Source organism: Arthrobacter sp. JDC6 (assembly GCF_056484025.1).
The window spans coordinates 2170134-2186127 of record NZ_CM151278.1; the positions used below are offsets into that span (position 1 = coordinate 2170134).

General features: G+C 66.7%; 13 protein-coding genes. 6 read left to right on the forward strand and 7 right to left on the reverse strand.

Annotation, left to right across the window (positions count from 1 at the left end; genetic code table 11):
• Window position 1: 1 nt before the first annotated feature.
• From ACV095_RS10150 to ACV095_RS10160, 3 genes are read right to left on the reverse strand one after another with little or no spacing between them, the layout of a single operon-like run.
• The gene (locus ACV095_RS10150; RefSeq protein ID WP_018771144.1) at window positions 2-913 is read right to left on the reverse strand and encodes a MaoC family dehydratase; all 912 of its coding nucleotides are present in this window, start codon (window positions 911-913) and stop codon (window positions 2-4) included.
• The gene (locus ACV095_RS10155) at window positions 910-2250 is read right to left on the reverse strand and encodes a 3-oxoacyl-ACP reductase (protein WP_478223377.1); all 1341 of its coding nucleotides are present in this window, start codon (window positions 2248-2250) and stop codon (window positions 910-912) included. Before ACV095_RS10155 ends, ACV095_RS10150 begins: the two co-directional genes overlap by 4 nt.
• Before the next feature lie 8 nt (window positions 2251-2258).
• Window positions 2259-3614, reverse strand: a complete 1356-nt coding sequence (locus tag ACV095_RS10160) for an acetyl-CoA C-acetyltransferase (protein WP_018771146.1) — start codon at window positions 3612-3614, stop codon at window positions 2259-2261.
• A 19-nt stretch (window positions 3615-3633) separates the two neighbouring features.
• On the opposite strand from ACV095_RS10160, the gene ACV095_RS10165 reads away from it, so the two are divergent.
• Both ACV095_RS10165 and ACV095_RS10170 read left to right on the forward strand, forming a co-directional pair.
• On the forward strand, window positions 3634-4404 hold the full coding sequence (locus ACV095_RS10165) for a TetR family transcriptional regulator (RefSeq protein WP_196804786.1): 771 nt from the start codon (window positions 3634-3636) through the stop codon (window positions 4402-4404).
• A 1-nt stretch (window position 4405) separates the two neighbouring features.
• A complete protein-coding gene (locus ACV095_RS10170) occupies window positions 4406-6520 on the forward strand; it encodes an acyl-CoA dehydrogenase family protein (RefSeq protein WP_478223378.1) in 2115 nt (704 codons plus the stop codon).
• 104 nt (window positions 6521-6624) lie between these two features.
• On the opposite strand, the gene glgA is transcribed toward ACV095_RS10170, so the two are convergent.
• Window positions 6625-7830, reverse strand: coding sequence for a glycogen synthase (gene glgA, locus ACV095_RS10175; RefSeq protein WP_043425351.1), 1206 nt, complete (start codon window positions 7828-7830; stop codon window positions 6625-6627).
• Window positions 7831-7932: 102 nt separating this feature from the next.
• Here glgA and glgC point away from each other — a divergent pair, with 102 nt between their 5' ends.
• The 3 genes from glgC to ACV095_RS10190 all read left to right on the forward strand — a co-directional run bounded on the left by glgC (window position 7933) and on the right by ACV095_RS10190 (window position 11369).
• On the forward strand, window positions 7933-9342 hold the full coding sequence (glgC, locus tag ACV095_RS10180) for a glucose-1-phosphate adenylyltransferase (protein ID WP_018771150.1): 1410 nt from the start codon (window positions 7933-7935) through the stop codon (window positions 9340-9342).
• A gap of 86 nt (window positions 9343-9428) precedes the next feature.
• A complete protein-coding gene (locus tag ACV095_RS10185) occupies window positions 9429-10880 on the forward strand; it encodes an SDR family NAD(P)-dependent oxidoreductase (RefSeq protein WP_478223379.1) in 1452 nt (483 codons plus the stop codon).
• A gap of 18 nt (window positions 10881-10898) precedes the next feature.
• Entirely contained in the window at window positions 10899-11369 is a 471-nt protein-coding gene (locus ACV095_RS10190; protein WP_478223380.1) for a pyridoxamine 5'-phosphate oxidase family protein, read from the forward strand.
• A gap of 51 nt (window positions 11370-11420) precedes the next feature.
• On the opposite strand, the gene ACV095_RS10195 is transcribed toward ACV095_RS10190, so the two are convergent.
• The 3 genes from ACV095_RS10195 to ACV095_RS10205 are packed head-to-tail and all read right to left on the reverse strand — an operon-like array spanning window position 11421 to window position 14812.
• On the reverse strand, window positions 11421-12272 hold the full coding sequence (locus tag ACV095_RS10195) for a transglutaminase family protein (RefSeq protein ID WP_018771153.1): 852 nt from the start codon (window positions 12270-12272) through the stop codon (window positions 11421-11423).
• Entirely contained in the window at window positions 12269-13195 is a 927-nt protein-coding gene (locus ACV095_RS10200; protein WP_013600945.1) for an alpha-E domain-containing protein, read from the reverse strand. Before ACV095_RS10200 ends, ACV095_RS10195 begins: the two co-directional genes overlap by 4 nt.
• A gap of 60 nt (window positions 13196-13255) precedes the next feature.
• Window positions 13256-14812, reverse strand: coding sequence for a circularly permuted type 2 ATP-grasp protein (locus tag ACV095_RS10205; protein ID WP_056390300.1), 1557 nt, complete (start codon window positions 14810-14812; stop codon window positions 13256-13258).
• Window positions 14813-14925: 113 nt separating this feature from the next.
• Between ACV095_RS10205 and ACV095_RS10210 the strand changes: the two genes are divergently transcribed.
• Window positions 14926-15981 carry a YeiH family protein gene (locus ACV095_RS10210; protein ID WP_223995085.1) on the forward strand — a complete coding sequence of 352 codons (1056 nt, stop codon included), beginning with the start codon at window positions 14926-14928 and terminating at the stop codon, window positions 15979-15981.
• Window positions 15982-15994: the final 13 nt, after the last annotated feature.

Below are 15994 nucleotides of genomic sequence, written 5' to 3' on the forward strand. Positions count from 1 at the left end.
GCTAGAGCGCGGCAACCGTCCCGCTGAAATGGCGGCGCCCGGAGCGGGGGCTCCAGGCGACAAAGCGCGAGTGTTTCCATGCCCCTGATCCGCTTTGTTCGGTGGCGATTTCCAGGGCAACCCGGGAGGGCAGGAACACCGGAGCCTCGAACTCCACGTCCCACGTGAAGGAGTCACCGCGGGCAGGGCCGACATCTGCGAGCGCACGCGAGGCCAAGTACATCCCGTGTGCTATCGAACGCCGCATGCCCAGCGCTTTTGCCGACAGCACGCTCAGGTGGATCGGGTTGAAATCCCCGGATACCGCGGCGTAGGCCCGCCCCGTGTCAACGCCCAGGTGCCACAGGGCCGTCGGGTCCGGCGGCGTGAAATCGGCCTTCGGTGGCAGCGCAGTAGGTTTGTCGATTCCGGGCAGGAACACGCCCTTGGCCAGGTAAGTGGAGACGCCCCGCCAATGCACATCCGGCGAGCCGGCAGGGCGCACTTCCGCTACCACGTCCACCTGCGTGCCGGAACGGTGCCCACGGAGGTTTTGCACCCAAGCGGTCATGTCCAGAACGTCCGTGAAGACCAATGGGGACCTTTGTTCGACGCTGTTGTGCAGGTGGATCATGCCCAGCAGGGGCAGCGGGAAGTCGTCGCGGTTAAGGACGCTCATGGCCAGCGGGAATGCGATCGCGTGGATGAAACCGGCAGGCAGGACATCGCTTGCCGTCTCACCGATCAGGTGCTGGTAGGCCGTGAGGTTTTCCACCCCCACCACCACCCCCCTGACTTCATGGCTCTCGGCCGGGAGGACGGCGGAGTCATGTGTGCCCAGGAGCCTGCGCCGTGCCGCCTGGGCGGCGGCGTTGACGTAGAGCTTGGACAAGGACGGCATCTCGGCCAGGATCACCGGCTGTGCGAGCGTCATGCCCCCACCAGGTTTTGCCCGCACACCCGCAGCACCTCCCCGTTGATTCCGCCTGCGGCGTCGCTGGCGAGGAACGCTATGGTCTCGGCGACGTCGGAGGGCAGGCCGCCCTGCTGGAGTGAGTTCAACCGTCGTGCCACTTCACGGACGGCGAAGGGGATGCGCGCGGTCATGTCGGTTTCGATGAATCCGGGTGCCACCGCATTGATGGTGCCGCTCCGGGACGCGAGCAGCGGGGCGCTGGCACGGACCATTCCCACAACTCCCCCCTTGGATGCGGCGTAGTTGGTTTGTCCCCGGTTCCCGGCGATGCCGCTGGTGGAGGCAACAGAAACGATACGCGGCGAAGACCGGAAGTGTTCTGAGGCCATCAGGGCCTCGTTGATCCGGAGTTGGGCGGCGATATTGATGTTGATGACCAGGTTCCACCGCGCCTGGTCCATGTTGGCCAGCAGCTTGTCCCGCGTAACCCCGGCATTGTGCACCACGATGTCCAGACGTCCGTACCGCTGTATGGCGTGGTCGATGATCCGCCGGCCCGCGTCCGCTGCGGTGATGTCGAGCTGCAATGCCGTCGCGCGTACCTCATTGGCTACGGCCGCCAGCTGGTCTCCCGCTGCCGGAATGTCCACCAGGACCAGCGTGGCACCATCGCGGTGCAGCGTCCGGGCAATCTGCGCGCCGATGCCGCGGGCTGCGCCGGTAACTACTGCCACTTTTCCTGCAAGTGGCTCTTTCGGGTCGGCGGGCAGTGCGCCGTCCTCCGTTGAAACCGTGAGGAACTGTCCGTCCACGAACGCTGAACGGCCGGAGAGGAAGAACGTGATGGCACCGAGCGTGCTGGGGCTGGTGGAAGTGGTGCCATCAGCGAGGAGCACACCATTTCCGGTTGCTCCGGCACGCAGTTCCTTGGCAAGGGATCGCAGGAAGCCATCCACCCCCTGGCGTGCTGCTGCAGCGTCGGGAGTGGCAGCTTCCGCCGCCGGGCGGGACAAGGTGATGATCCGGCCCCCGGCCCGCAGGTCGCGGAGGGAACCCGCGGCCGCCAACACAGGCTTTTCCAGGTCCGCCGGGTGCCCGAGCTCATCGAGGACCAGGATGATGGCACCCAGTTTTTCGGCCGGAACGGCGTGCCGCCTGACATCGAGGTCCCAGGACAGCAGCTCGGCGGCAAGTTTGTCCGCGCCGGGGGTGTCGCCCAGGACAACGACAGGCCCGGTCACCAGGGGCTGCCCCGGCTCGTAGCGGCGCAGGACAGCGGGCTGCGGAAGGCCGAGTTTCTTTGCGAGGTTGCGGCCTACGCCGCTGTTGACCAGTTGTGCATATGTGTCAGCCATGCCGTCCCCTACAGAGATTCCAGGATCGCGACGACGCCCTGGCCGCCGGCTGCGCAGACGGACACCAGGCCGCGCGAAGGACGACCTGTGGACGCCGACTTAGCGTGGAGCATCTTGGCAAGCGTGCCGACAATGCGGCCGCCGGTCGCCGCAAACGGGTGGCCCGCTGCCAGCGAGGACCCGTTGACGTTCAGGCGCGAGCGGTCGATGCTGCCAAGAGCACCGTCCAGGCCGAGGCGGGTACGGCCGAATTCCTCGTCCTCCCACGCGGCCAGGGTGCTGAGGACAGTGGCGGCGAATGCTTCGTGGATTTCGAAGAAGTCGAAGTCCGCCAGCGTAAGGCCTTGGCGGGCAAGGAGCCTGGGCACAGCGAACACGGGGGCCATCAGCAGCCCGTCCTTGCCGTGGACAAAGTCCACGGCCGCAGCTTCAGCGTCCACCACTGCTGCCAGCTTCGGCAGGTCGCGGGCATCTGCCCACTCGTCGGACGCCAGCAGCACTGTGGAGGCACCATCGGTCAGTGGGGTCGAGTTTCCTGCCGTCATGGTTGCATCTGCCCCGAGGTTCCGGCCAAACACCGGCTTCAGGGACGCAAGCTTTTCCAGCGATGTATCGGCCCGCAGGTTGGCGTCCCGCGTCAGTCCGCGGTAGGGGGTCATGAGGTCATCGAAGAAGCCGGACTCGTAGGCGGCAGCCAGATTGTGGTGGCTGTTCAGCGCCAGTTCGTCCTGGGCTTCGCGGGAGATCTTCCATTGTGCCGTTGTGAGGGCCTGGTGTTCACCCATGCTCAGGCCGGTGCGGGGTTCTGCCGTGCCCGGGGCCAGCGGTGCCAGGTCCTTGGGCCGGAGGCGGCTCAGGATCTGCAGGCGCTGGGGAAGTGTCTTGGCGCGGTGAAGGTCCAGGATGACCTCGCGCAGCCCTTCGCTGACTACCACCGGCGCGTCGGAGGCTGAGTCCACGCCACCGGCAATGGCCGAGTCGATCTGCCCGAGCTTGATCTTGTTCGCCAGGCCCACCACCGTTTCAAGTCCCGTGGCGCAGGCCTGCTGGAGATCGTAGACCGGGGTCTCGGCGGAAAGTGCCGAGCCCAGCACGGCCTCCCGGGTGAGGTTGAAATCCCTGGAGTGCTTGAGTACGGCGCCGGCGGCCACCTGGCCCATCCGTTCGTCCTGGAGCCCAAAGCGTGCGATCAGTCCGTCCAGGGCAGCTGTAAGCATGTCCTGGTTGGAGGATTTTGCATAAGCGCCGCCGGCACGGGCGAACGGGATCCGGTTGGCCCCTACGATCACTGCCCTCCTGGTTGCCGGGACCCCGGCCGCGATTGATCCGTCGGGTGTGGGGGTGGACTGTCCGTCTGTGGACATGGATGGCTCCTCTGGTCACATGTGGTTACCGATACCCAGCGTACCTGATACGCTGGGTATCGTGAACTTTCAGGACACGCGCTTTCCAGCGACGGTTGAGCTGCCGTCTTCCGCCAGCTCTGACGGCCGTTCGGCGCGCTGGCAGAGCCACCGGGAGGAACGGCGCCGCGAACTCATCAAGCAGGCCCGCCGCGCTGTGCACGCACTGGGCAGCGACGCCTCCATGGAGGACATTGCAACGGCGGCAGGAACCTCGAAGTCGGTCTTTTACCGGTATTTCGGGGACAAGGCCGGACTGCAGCAGGCCGTGGGCGAAGTGGTCCTCAGCCAGATGCAGCACCGCATCCAGGAAGCAGCGCAAAGCGCTGTGACCCCCCGGGAAGGTTTACTGGCCATGGTCTCGGCCTACCTGCAAATGGCGGACACCAGTCCCAACGTGTACACGTTCGTCACGAGCTATGCCCCCGGCGACCCCGCCAACCCGCCGCACCCGTCGGCGGCAGGCGGCCCGCTGGGCCACTTCTTTGACGCAATTGCGGACATGATCGCCACCCCCATGCGGTCGCACCTGGGCGACGACAGGGAAACCGTCATCGGCTACTGGCCCAAGGCGGCAATCGGCCTGGTGCGGAACGCCGGCGAACAATGGCTCAGCACTCCGGACTCCCCCTCCAAACCAAGCCAGGAGACCATGGCGCGCCAGATAACCGCCTGGCTGTGCGTGGGCATAGCCCCCGAACTCACTCCCGCCCCACCGACCACCAAGTTATCCGCCAAAGAAGGACTGTGACATGACTGACGTAGTGGACCGCCCCGCCCGCAAGGGGCTTCGCCCCGCGGCGACCCCTGCAGCCAAACCCGCAGGCAGCAGCCCTGCCCCCGCCGTCGACGTCGAGGCACTGGGCCGGCAGCTCCTGGGCAAGTGGGCCGACGTGCGGCTCCAGGCAAGGGACCTGGCCGCCATGCCGGAACTGCACAAGACCGAGGGCCTGACGCACACCGAACACCGCGCCCGCGTGTTCGACCAGCTCAAATACCTTGTGGACAATGAAGCCGTGCACCGCGCCTTCCCGGCGGCACTGGGCGGTTCCGACGACCACGGCGGAAACATCGCCGGGTTCGAGGAGCTGGTGGTGGCTGACCCGTCCCTGCAGATCAAAGCCGGCGTCCAGTGGGGACTCTTTGGATCCGCGGTGATGCACCTGGGCACCGCAGACCACCACGCCAAATGGCTGCCGGGAATCATGAACCTCGAAATCCCCGGCTGCTTCGCCATGACAGAGACGGGCCATGGTTCGGACGTGGCCAGCATTGCCACCACCGCAACCTATGACCCCGCCGCCGGGGAATTCATCATCCACACCCCCTTCCGCGCCGCCTGGAAGGACTACATCGGCAACGCCGCCATCGATGGCCTGGGCGCCGTGGTGTTCGCCCAGCTGGTTACCCGCGGGGTTAACCACGGGGTGCATGCCTTCTACGTTGACCTGAGGGACCCCGCCACCAGGGAATTCCTGCCCGGGATCGGCGGGGAGGACGACGGCATCAAGGGCGGCCTGAACGGAATCGACAACGGCCGGCTGCACTTCACCAACGTCCGCATCCCGCGGACGAACCTCCTGAACCGGTACGGCAACGTCGATGCCGACGGGACCTACACGTCGCCCATCGCCAGCCCCGGCCGGCGCTTCTTCACCATGCTGGGAACGCTGGTGCAGGGCCGGGTGTCACTGGACGGTGCCGCCGTCGCAGCGTCCAAAGTGGCCCTGAAAGCAGCCATCCAGTACGCCACCGAACGCCGCCAGTTCAACGCCTCGTCGCACACGGAGGAAGAGGTCCTGCTCGACTACCAGCGGCACCAGCGGCGCCTCTTCACCCGGCTTGCCACCACTTACGCGGCCGGCTTTGCCCACGAGCAGCTCCTGCAGAAGTTCGACGATGTCTTCTCCGGTGCCCACGATACCGACGCGGACCGACAGGACCTGGAAACCCTGGCCGCAGCGCTGAAGCCGCTGAGCACCTGGCACGCCCTGGACACCTTGCAGGAATGCCGGGAAGCCTGCGGCGGCGCCGGCTTCCTGATTGAGAACCGGTTCGCATCACTGCGCGCCGACCTGGACGTGTATGCCACCTTCGAGGGCGACAACACGGTGTTGCTCCAACTGGTGGCCAAGCGTCTGCTGGCCGACTACGCCAAGGAATTCCGCAGCGTGGACTTCGGCGTGCTGGCCCGGTACGTGGTGAACCAGGCTGCCGGCGCAGCTGTCCACCGCACCGGACTGCGCCAGGTGGCCCAGTTCGTGGCCGACACCGGTTCGGTCCAAAAGGCTGCCATCGCGCTGCGGGACGAGGAAGGCCAGCGCGCCCTCCTTACCGACAGGGTGCAGACCATGGTGGCCGAGGCCGCGGCTGCTTTGAAGGGCAGCAAACGGCTGCCGCAGGACCAGGGCGCCGCCTTGTTCAACCGGCACCAGAACGAACTTATTGATGCCGCCCAGGCGCACGCCGAACTGCTGCAGTGGGAGGCGTTCACGGACGCCCTGCAGCAGGTGGACGACCCCGGAACCAGGAAGGTGCTGACCTGGCTGCGGGACCTATTCGGCCTGTCCCTGATCGAGAAGAACCTGGCCTGGTACCTCATGAACGGCCGGCTCTCCATGCAGCGGGCACGCACCGTGGGCGGGTACATCAACCGGCTGCTGGAGAGGATCCGGCCCCATGCCCTGGACCTGGTGGACGCCTTCGGGTACGGCGGGGATCACGTGCGGGCGGCCATCGCAACGGGCGCCGAGAAAACCCGGCAGGACGAGGCCCGGGCCTACTTCCGTAATGAAAGGGCAAGCGGGCAGTCGCCCGTGGACGAGAAAGTCCTGATTGCCAGGACGGCAGCGGCCCGGAAGGCCTGATCAGCCGCCGGCGCGCAGGCCCGGAAAGCACGACGGCGCCGCTCCCCCTGGCTGGGGAGCGGCGCCGTCGTTGTTGCCGTCCTTAAGCGTCCGTGGCGGTACGCTCAGCGGGCCGCAGGCAGCACCGAGCGGTAGACCTCAAGGGTGGTCTCCGTGATGGACTCCCAGGAGAAGTGCTTTTCGGCGCGCTCCCGGCCTGCCTCTCCCATTGCGCGGGCCCGTGCGGGATCGGATACCACCTCGGTGAGGGCCTCAGCGAACTCCTTGACGAACTTTTCAGGATCCAGGGGCGTGCCGGTGCCGTCGGTCACCTGCTCCAGGTCCACCAGGAGTCCGGTCCGGCCGTGCTCAACCACCTCGGGGATACCGCCCGTGGCGCTGGCCACCACGGCTGCCCCGCAGGCCATGGCTTCGAGGTTGACGATGCCCAGCGGTTCATAGATGGACGGGCACGCGAAGGCGGTGGCATGGCTGAGCACCTGGATCAGCTCATGGCGCGGCAGCATCCGTTCGATCAGGACAACGCCTGTGCGCTGCTTCTGCAGCTCTTCGATGAGCGCTGCGGTTTCGGCTGCCAGTTCGGGGGTGTCGGCGGCGCCGAGGCACAGGACCAACTGGACATCGGCGGGAAGCTTCGCCGCCGCCCGCAGGAGGTAGGGGACGCCCTTCTGCCGTGTGTTTCTTCCCACAAAGACGACGCTTGGCTTGGCGGGGTCGATGCCCAGGGCGCGGACGGCGTCGTCGTTTTCATCACGCTGCCAAAGCTCCACGTCGATGCCGTTGTGGACCACGCGGACCTTTGTGGGATCCACGTTGGGGTAGCTGCGCAGGATGTCCTGGCGCATGCCCTCGGAGACGGCGATGATCGCCGCAGCCGCTTCATAGGCCGTCTTTTCCACCCAGGAGGACAGGGCGTAGCCGCCGCCGAGCTGCTCAGCCTTCCAGGGCCGCAGCGGCTCAAGGCTGTGCGCGCTGAGAACGTGCGGGATACCGTGCAGCAGGGAGGCCAGGTGCCCGGCCATGTTGGCGTACCAGGTGTGCGAATGGACCAGGTCCGCGCCTTGGACGTCGGGCACGATTCGCAGGTCCACGCCCAGGGTCTGCACCGCTGCGTTCGCCCCGCCCAGGTCCTCCGGGACCTGGTAGGACGTCACGGTCGCGCCATGGTAGTCGGCGTCGCGGGGAGCCCCAAAAGCACGAACCTGCAGGTCAACGTGCTTGCTAAGCACCCTGCTCAATTCGGCTACATGCACCCCGGCGCCACCGTAGATCTCCGGCGGGAACTCTTTAGTCACAATGTCTATTCGCACAAGACCCAAGGTAGTCCTTCACGCATAACTGTTCTAGTGTGAAGGAGTCCGGGCCTACCGGACTGTCTTGGGGAGTTACGAAGGCGTACAGGAGCGACCATCATGCCGTTAACGAAAAAAGTCCTGGCCATTGTCCTCGCAGGTGGCGAGGGAAACAGGCTGATGCCATTGACGGCAGACCGGGCAAAGCCCGCCGTGCCCTTCGCCGGCAGCTACCGCCTCATCGACTTCGCGCTGTCCAACTTGGTCAATTCCCGCTACCTCCAGATCGTGGTGCTGACGCAGTACAAGTCGCACAGCCTCGACCGGCACATCTCCGAGACGTGGCGGATGTCCACCCAGCTGGGCAACTACATCGCTTCGGTTCCCGCCCAGCAGCGCGTAGGCAAGAGCTGGTTCCTGGGCAGCGCCAACGCCATCTACCAGTCCCTGAACCTCATCCACGACGCCAACCCGGACATTGTTGTGGTGGTGGGCGCCGACCACGTGTACCGCATGGACTTCGCCCAGATGGTGGCACAGCACGTGAACAGCGGTGCCAAGGCAACGGTGGCGGCAGTGCGGCAGCCGCTGCACATGGCCGACCAGTTCGGCGTCATCGAAGTGGACCAGAACGATCCCCAGAAGATCGCCGCCTTCGTTGAGAAGCCGTCCTCCACGCCCGGCCTGGCTGCCGATCCTTCACAGTTCCTGGCCTCCATGGGCAACTACGTGTTCGACGCCGATGCCCTGGTGGCTGCGCTGCACGTGGACGCTGAGCGCCTGGACACCAAGCACGACATGGGCGGGGACATCATTCCCTACTTCGTCAACCGCGGCGAGGCCGGCGTTTACGACTTCACGCTCAACGACATCCCCGGCTCCACCGAACGCGACCGCACCTACTGGCGCGACGTTGGCACCATCGACTCCTTCTACGACGCCCACATGGACCTCATCTCCCCGCTGCCGGTGTTCAATCTCTACAACTCCGAATGGCCCATCTACACGCGGCAAAGCATTTCCCCGCCGGCCAAGTTCGTCCGCGGCAAGAACAACACCGTGGGCACGGCGCTGGATTCGATCGTCTCCAGCGGCGTGGTGATCTCCGGCGGCGTGGTGGAAGGCTCCGTGCTGTCCAACGACGTATACGTGGCCACCAGCGGCAGGGTCATCGACTCGGTACTGATGGACAAGGTCCAGGTGGGCGAAGGGGCAGTGATCAACCGGGCCATCCTGGACAAGAACGTCAAGGTGCCAGCTGGTGCCGCCATCGGACTGGATCCGGACCTTGACCGCGCCCGCGGCTTCAAAGTCACCGATTCCGGCATCACTGTCCTTGCCAAGGGCCAGGAAGTCCCTGAGCCGGGCGAAGAGGAACGCCGGCTCGCTGCACGGCACCTCAGCCAGCTGCCCAACGCCGTGAAGGCCGCCACGGACCAGTACCCGAACATGCGCGAGGCCGCGGACAAGGTGGCTGACACGCACGCCGCCGCGGCCGCGGAAGCCGCGCCCGGCGCCAGGGTTTCCTGACCCCGGGCCCTCCCCAAAGGCATCCTGCAGGCCGGGACACCGCTGATGGTGTCCCGGCCTGCGGCGTACGCTGTAAAATTTCCCCAATGAGCTCCCCCGATCTGACCCCTGAGGACATCCAGGCCTGCCTCAAGGTCCTGAACACCATCCACGCCTATGACGAGGAGCACCCGGACTACATCTCGGTACGCCGCGCTACCGGAAAGATGTTCAAGGCCGTCAAGCGCCACCGCAGGGTCACCAAGCGCGACTCGATCGCCGACGCCGACCGGGCCGTCATTGCCCAGACGGCCACCGCCGCACCGGACCGGATCGATGACGAGACCCGCGGCAACAAGCTGGCGCCCTCAGCCACCGGCAAGATTGCGGGCCACCTCATCCGGTCCCGCCCCTGCTACATCTGCAAGCAGCACTACACGCAGGTGGACGCCTTCTACCACCAGCTCTGCCCCGAATGCGCTGCCTTCAGCCACAGCAAGCGCGACGCCCGGACCGACCTGACCGGCCGCCGCGCCCTGCTGACCGGGGGCCGCGCCAAGATCGGGATGTACATCGCCCTCCGGCTGCTGCGCGACGGGGCGCACACCACCATCACCACCCGCTTCCCCAAGGATGCGGCCCGGCGCTTCGCCGCCACGGAAGACAGCGGCGAATGGCTGCACCGGCTCCGGATCGTGGGCATCGACCTGCGCGATCCTGCCCAGGTCATGGCACTGACCGACTCCCTCAACGAGGCCGGTCCACTGGACATCATCATCAACAACGCCGCCCAGACCGTGCGCCGCTCCGGCAACGCCTACAAGCCGCTGGTGGACGCCGAGGACGAGCCGCTGCCCGCGGCGCTTGAAGCGGCCAACGGCGGCCCCGAACTGCTGACCTTCGGCCATGCCCATGACAAGCACCCGCTGGCGCTTGCAGGCAGCGTCACCGAACATCCGGTCCTGGCCGGCGACGCCATCACATCACTGGCATTGTCCACCGGATCCGCGTCGCTGGAGCGGATCGCTTCGGGGACCGCCATCGACGCCGGCGGCCTGGTCCCGGACCTTGCCACCATCAACAGCTGGACCCAGGTGGTGGACGAAGTGGATCCCCTCGAGATGCTCGAGGTGCAGCTCTGCAACGTCACCGCGCCGTTCCTGTTGGTCAGCCGCCTGCGCGGGGCCATGAAGCGCTCCTCCGCACGGCGGAAGTACATCGTGAACGTCTCAGCCATGGAGGGCCAGTTCTCCCGCGCCTACAAGGGCCCGGGACATCCGCACACCAACATGGCCAAAGCCGCGCTGAACATGATGACCCGCACCAGCGCCCGGGAGATGCTGGACACCGACGGCATCCTGATGACGGCGGTGGACACCGGCTGGATCACGGACGAACGTCCCCACTTCACCAAGGTCCGGCTCATGGAGGAAGGCTTCCACGCACCCCTGGACCTGGTAGACGGCGCGGCCCGCGTTTACGATCCAATCGTCATGGGCGAAAAGGGCGAGGACCAGTACGGTGTCTTCCTGAAGGATTACAAGCCCAGCCCTTGGTGAAGGGCGTATGCTCACCGCATGAGCAACGAGTCATCTACCCAAGTGCAGAACCTCGAACACCATGAATGCTGGGCCCTGTTGCGTACCGTGTCCGTGGGCAGGCTGGCAGTACTGGTTGAGGGACGCCCGGACATCTTCCCGGTGAACTACACGGTGGACGGCGGCACGCTGGTCTTCCGGACCGGCCAGGGAACCAAACTCTCGGCGGCGACCGGCGACGATGCCGCAGTAGCCGTGGAGGCGGACGGTGTGGACGCCGACACGGGCCTGGCATGGAGCGTGGTGATCAAGGGCAACGCCGCCCTGGTCAAGAGCACCGAGGAGGTGCTGGAGACCTCCCGCCTGTACCTCTTCCCGTGGCAGTCGGGGCGGAAGGACGCATTCGTGCGCATCACCCCGGACTCGGTCACGGGCCGCCGCTTCAAGGTCACTGATCCGATGACATGGTGGACCCAGATCAGCAGCACCGCCAGGACGGCGCCGGAATAGAGCCGGCGGCCCGGGTTCCCCGGCGATGGAAGCCGGGGAACCTGACGTGGCTCAGGCGAGCTGCGTGATCTCCACGCTGACTTTCAAGGCGGACCCGCCGCCTCCGGACAGGATGCCCTTGAGCGGTGGCACGTCCCGGTAATCCCGTCCGCGGGCCACCGTGACGTGGAAGTCGCCGGCGGGTTTGTGGTTGGTGGGATCCCAGCTGCGCCAGTCACCGTCCCACCATTCCAGCCACGCGTGCGACTGCCCGGCCACGGTCTCGCCGATGCCGGCGCTGGACCGCGGGTGCAGGTAGCCGGACACATAGCGGGCCGGAATGCCGCAGCTTCGCAGGGCACCGATGGCCAGGTGCGCCAGGTCCTGGCACACGCCCTGGCGCTGGCCCCAGGCTTCCTCCGCATTGGTGGTGACGGCGGTGGAGCCGGACATGTACGTCATCTCCCCCCGCATCCAGGCAAAGACGGCCATGGCGGCCTCGTGCGGGTTTTTCCCGGCCACGACGTCCGGGATGATGCCCAGCACTTCGTCGCCCGGCCCGCTCAGCCGGGACTGCGGCAGCCAGTCGCTGAACGCGTCCAGCGTCTCCGGGGAGGCAAGGACGTCCCAGCCCACGATGTCCGCTTCAGCCGGGATCTTCTCGGCACGGTGGACTTCCACCGTGATGTTGGAGACCACCTCGAGGTTCTCGTGCGGCATCTGCATGTCGAACGCGGTCACCCTGGTCCCCCAGTAGTCGCGGTACGTGCTCACCGCAGCCTGGGACGGGGACACCTTCACCACGGACTCCAGGACCACCTGCTGCGAATCCGTCAGCGGCGTCATCCGGGCCTCGTTGTAGGACAGGGTCACCCGTTTGTTGTACTTGTAGGCCGTCCTGTGGACGATGCTCAACCGGGTCATGACACTTCTCCCACCCAGGCAAGTTCGTCCGCCTGATTGAAGTACTTACGGGAAATGGCATCCGAGGCCTGGGACACTGCCTTCTGTACACGCTCCATGTGCTCGGGCAGTTCGGACATGAGGTCATCCGTCCGGTGGAACTCAAGGAAGGTCCGGGCCTGCCCCACGATGCGGCGGGCGTCGTTGATGAAGCCCACCCGCTGCGCGGACGGGTCCAGCTTGGCCAGGCACTCGTCGGCGTCCCGCAGCGCGTAGACGATGGAGCGGGGGAACAGCCGGTCCAGCAGCAGGAACTCCGCGGCGTGCTGGTCCCCGAATGCCGCCCGGCGGGTGCGCAGGAAGGATTCATAGGCACCGGCGCAGCGCAGCATGTTGACCCAGGACATGCCGGCGGAGAGCACGTCGCGGGTGGACAGCATCCTGGCCGTCATGTCCGCGCGTTCCAGCGAACGGCCCAGGACCAGGAAGAGCCAGCTTTCGTCATGGCTCACTGTGGTGTCGGCAAGGCCGCTGACCATGGCGGTGCGCTCCAGGGTCCAGTTGCAGAAGCGGTAGGTGCCCACCACGTCCTTGCGGTGCTGGCTCAAGCCGTAATAGGTGGTGTTCAGGCTCTCCCAGAGGCCCGAGGACACGGTTTCGCGGGCACGGCGGGCATTCTCACGGGCAGCACCCAGGGAGCCGGCGATGGACGTGGCGCTGGTCTTGTCGTAGGCCAGGGCATGGAGCAGTTCCGGCAGGCCGAAGTCCTCGCTCTGCGGCCGGGCACCCATGACCGCCAGCAGTTCCTGGGCCACGCTCTTGCGCTCCTCCATGGGGAGGTGGTTCAGGCGTTCCAGGTGAACGTCAAGGATGCGGGCGGTTCCGTCCGCCCGTTCGACATAGCGGCCGATCCAAAACAGGGACTCGGCAATACGGCTAAGCATTCGCGGCTACCTCCAGCGTGCCCGGAACAGTGAACGGGAAATGCCCGGCGGCGGCGCGGCTCACTGCTGCTGCTCCGACTGGCGGTCGCGCCAGTTGCTTTCCACCGGCCACACGGAGACCCGTTCACGGACCGTGACGGACTGCCGGGGCACGGTTTCCACCGGCATCTGGGGTGAATCGGCCAGGACCCAGGTGTCCTTGGATCCGCCGCCCTGGCTGGAGTTGACGATCAGGGACCCTTCCTTCAGTGCCACGCGGGTCAGGCCGCCCGGGAGCACCCAGACGTTGTCGCCGTCGTTCACGGCAAAGGGCCGCAGGTCCACGTGCCGCGGGCCGAATTTGTCCCCGCCCAGGGTGGGAACGGTGGAGAGCTGCAGTACCGGCTGGGCAATCCAGCCGCGGGGGTCCGCGATGATCCGCTGCCGGAGGGCGTCCAGTTCGTCCTTGGAGGCATCCGGACCGATGACCAGGCCCTTGCCGCCGGAACCGTCAACGGGCTTGACCACCAGCTCCGCGAGGTTGTCCAGGGTGTACTCCCTGGCCTCCTTTTCCTCCAGGCGGAAGGTGTCCACGTTGGCGATGATGGGTTCCTCGCTGAGGTAGTAGCGGATCAGGTCAGGCACGTAACTGTAAACCAGTTTGTCGTCGGCCACGCCATTGCCCACCGCGTTGGCGATGGTAACGCCGCCGGCGCGGGCGGCATTCACCAGTCCGGGGCAGCCGAGCATGGAATCGGAGCGGAACTGGAGCGGGTCAAGGAAGTCGTCGTCGATCCGCTTGTAGATGACATCCACGCGCTGTTCACCGGCCGTGGTGCGCATGTAGACGCGGTTTCCGCGGCAGATCAGGTCGCGGCCCTCCACCAGCTCAACGCCCATCAGGCCGGCCAGGAGGGTGTGTTCGAAGTAGGCGCTGTTGAACACCCCGGGCGTCAGGACGACGACGGTGGGATCGTCCACGCCCGCGGGTGCGGTCTTGCGCAGGGCGGAGAGCAGGCGGCGCGGGTATTCCTCGACGGGCCGGATGAGCTGCTGGCCGAAGGCCTCGGGCAGGCCCTTGGCCATGGCACGCCGGTTCTCCAGCACGTAGCTGACGCCGGAAGGGACGCGGACATTGTCCTCCAGGACCCGGAAAGTGCCCGCGGCATCGCGGACCACGTCGATGCCGGAGATGTGGACCCGGACCCCGCCTGCCGGCTCGAAGCCGTGGACCTGCCGGTGGAAGTGGGCGCTGGTGGTCACCAGCTGGCGCGGGATCACGCCATCGGACACCACGGTCATCTTGTCGTAGACGTCGTTCAGGAAAGCTTCCAGGGCGCGGACGCGCTGGGCAACGCCCTTTTCCAGCACGTCCCATTCGGCCGCCGGGATGACCCGGGGAACGATGTCCAGCGGAAAGGGCCGCTCCTCGCCCGCGTAGTCGAACGTCACCCCGCGGTCCAGGAAGGTGCGGGCCATGGAGTCGGCGCGTGCGCTGACGTCCGCCAGGGAGAGCTTCCGGAGCGCGTCCGCCACCTGCCCGTACGAGTCCCTGGCCTGCTGCCCCGGGGCGAACATCTCGTCGTAGGCTCCGGTGCGGCCTGCGGCCTCGGAATAATCCTGGAATAGGTCTGACATGTCCAATAGCCAACCATCTTTTTGTTTCGAATTCATTACTGCCATCCATTCTGGCGTGTTGGCGCCAATGGCCCGGTTCGTACTTTACGGGCACTGTCGGGCACAGTAGGTGAGTGCCAGTCAGCAGAAGCCTTCCAGCGCCGGGCCACGGCGGTTCCGGACCCGGGATTGCCCGGCTGGTTCCGGGTCTGCTGACCGCCGCTGCCGCCGTCGCGGCGGCGTTCCTGGTGCATGGGCTGCTGCCGGCCCTTCCTGCCATGACCCTGGCCGTGGTCCTCGGCGTGCTCGCCGCCAACCTGCCCGGTGCCGGCGGCTGGACGGCGGGCCGGGCCCGCCCGGGACTGGACTTCGCCGGCAAGCACCTGATGCGCGGTGGAATCGTACTCCTTGGACTGAAGGTCAGTGTCATGGACGTCCTGGGCCTGGGGTGGCTGGCACTGGTCCTGATCGTGGGCGTCGTGGCCGCCAGTTTCGGCGGGACGTACGCGATCTCGCGCCTGTTCCGCCTCCCGCCCGTGACGTCACTGCTGGTGGCCACCGGATTCTCCATCTGCGGTGCCTCCGCCATTGGCGCCATAGCCGCGGTCCGGCGCATCCGGCATGTGGAAACCGTCCTGCCCGTGGCCCTGGTCACCCTTTGCGGGACGCTGGCCATCGGCGTCCTGCCCCTCCTCGCCCAGCCCCTGGGACTCACGGCCACAGTCTTCGGGGCGTGGACCGGCGCGTCGGTCCACGACGTGGGCCAGGTGGTGGCCACGGCGCAAACCGCAGGTACCGCTGCCCTGGCGGTCGCCGTCGTCGTTAAGCTCACCCGCGTGCTGCTGCTGGCGCCCGTCGCCGCCCTGGCGGGTGCGCATCACCGCAACGGCGTGCGGGCCTTGGGCGCCGAGGGCGTGACAGCGGAAATGCCTCCGCTGGTGCCGCTGTTCGTGGTGGGCTTTGTTGCCATGGTGGGCCTGCGCTCCACGGGCTGGCTGTCCGGCGGCTGGCTGGACCTCGGGGCCACGCTGCAGGACATCCTGTTGGGTGCGGCCCTGTTTGGCCTTGGCTCTGCGGTGCGGATCCGCACCCTGCTCCACACCGGCGGGCAGGCACTCCTGGCGGCCCTCGCGTCCTGGCTCCTGATCGCCGTGTTGGGCCTGGGTGCCGCCTTCCTGATCGCCGGCTGAGCCAATGAATCAG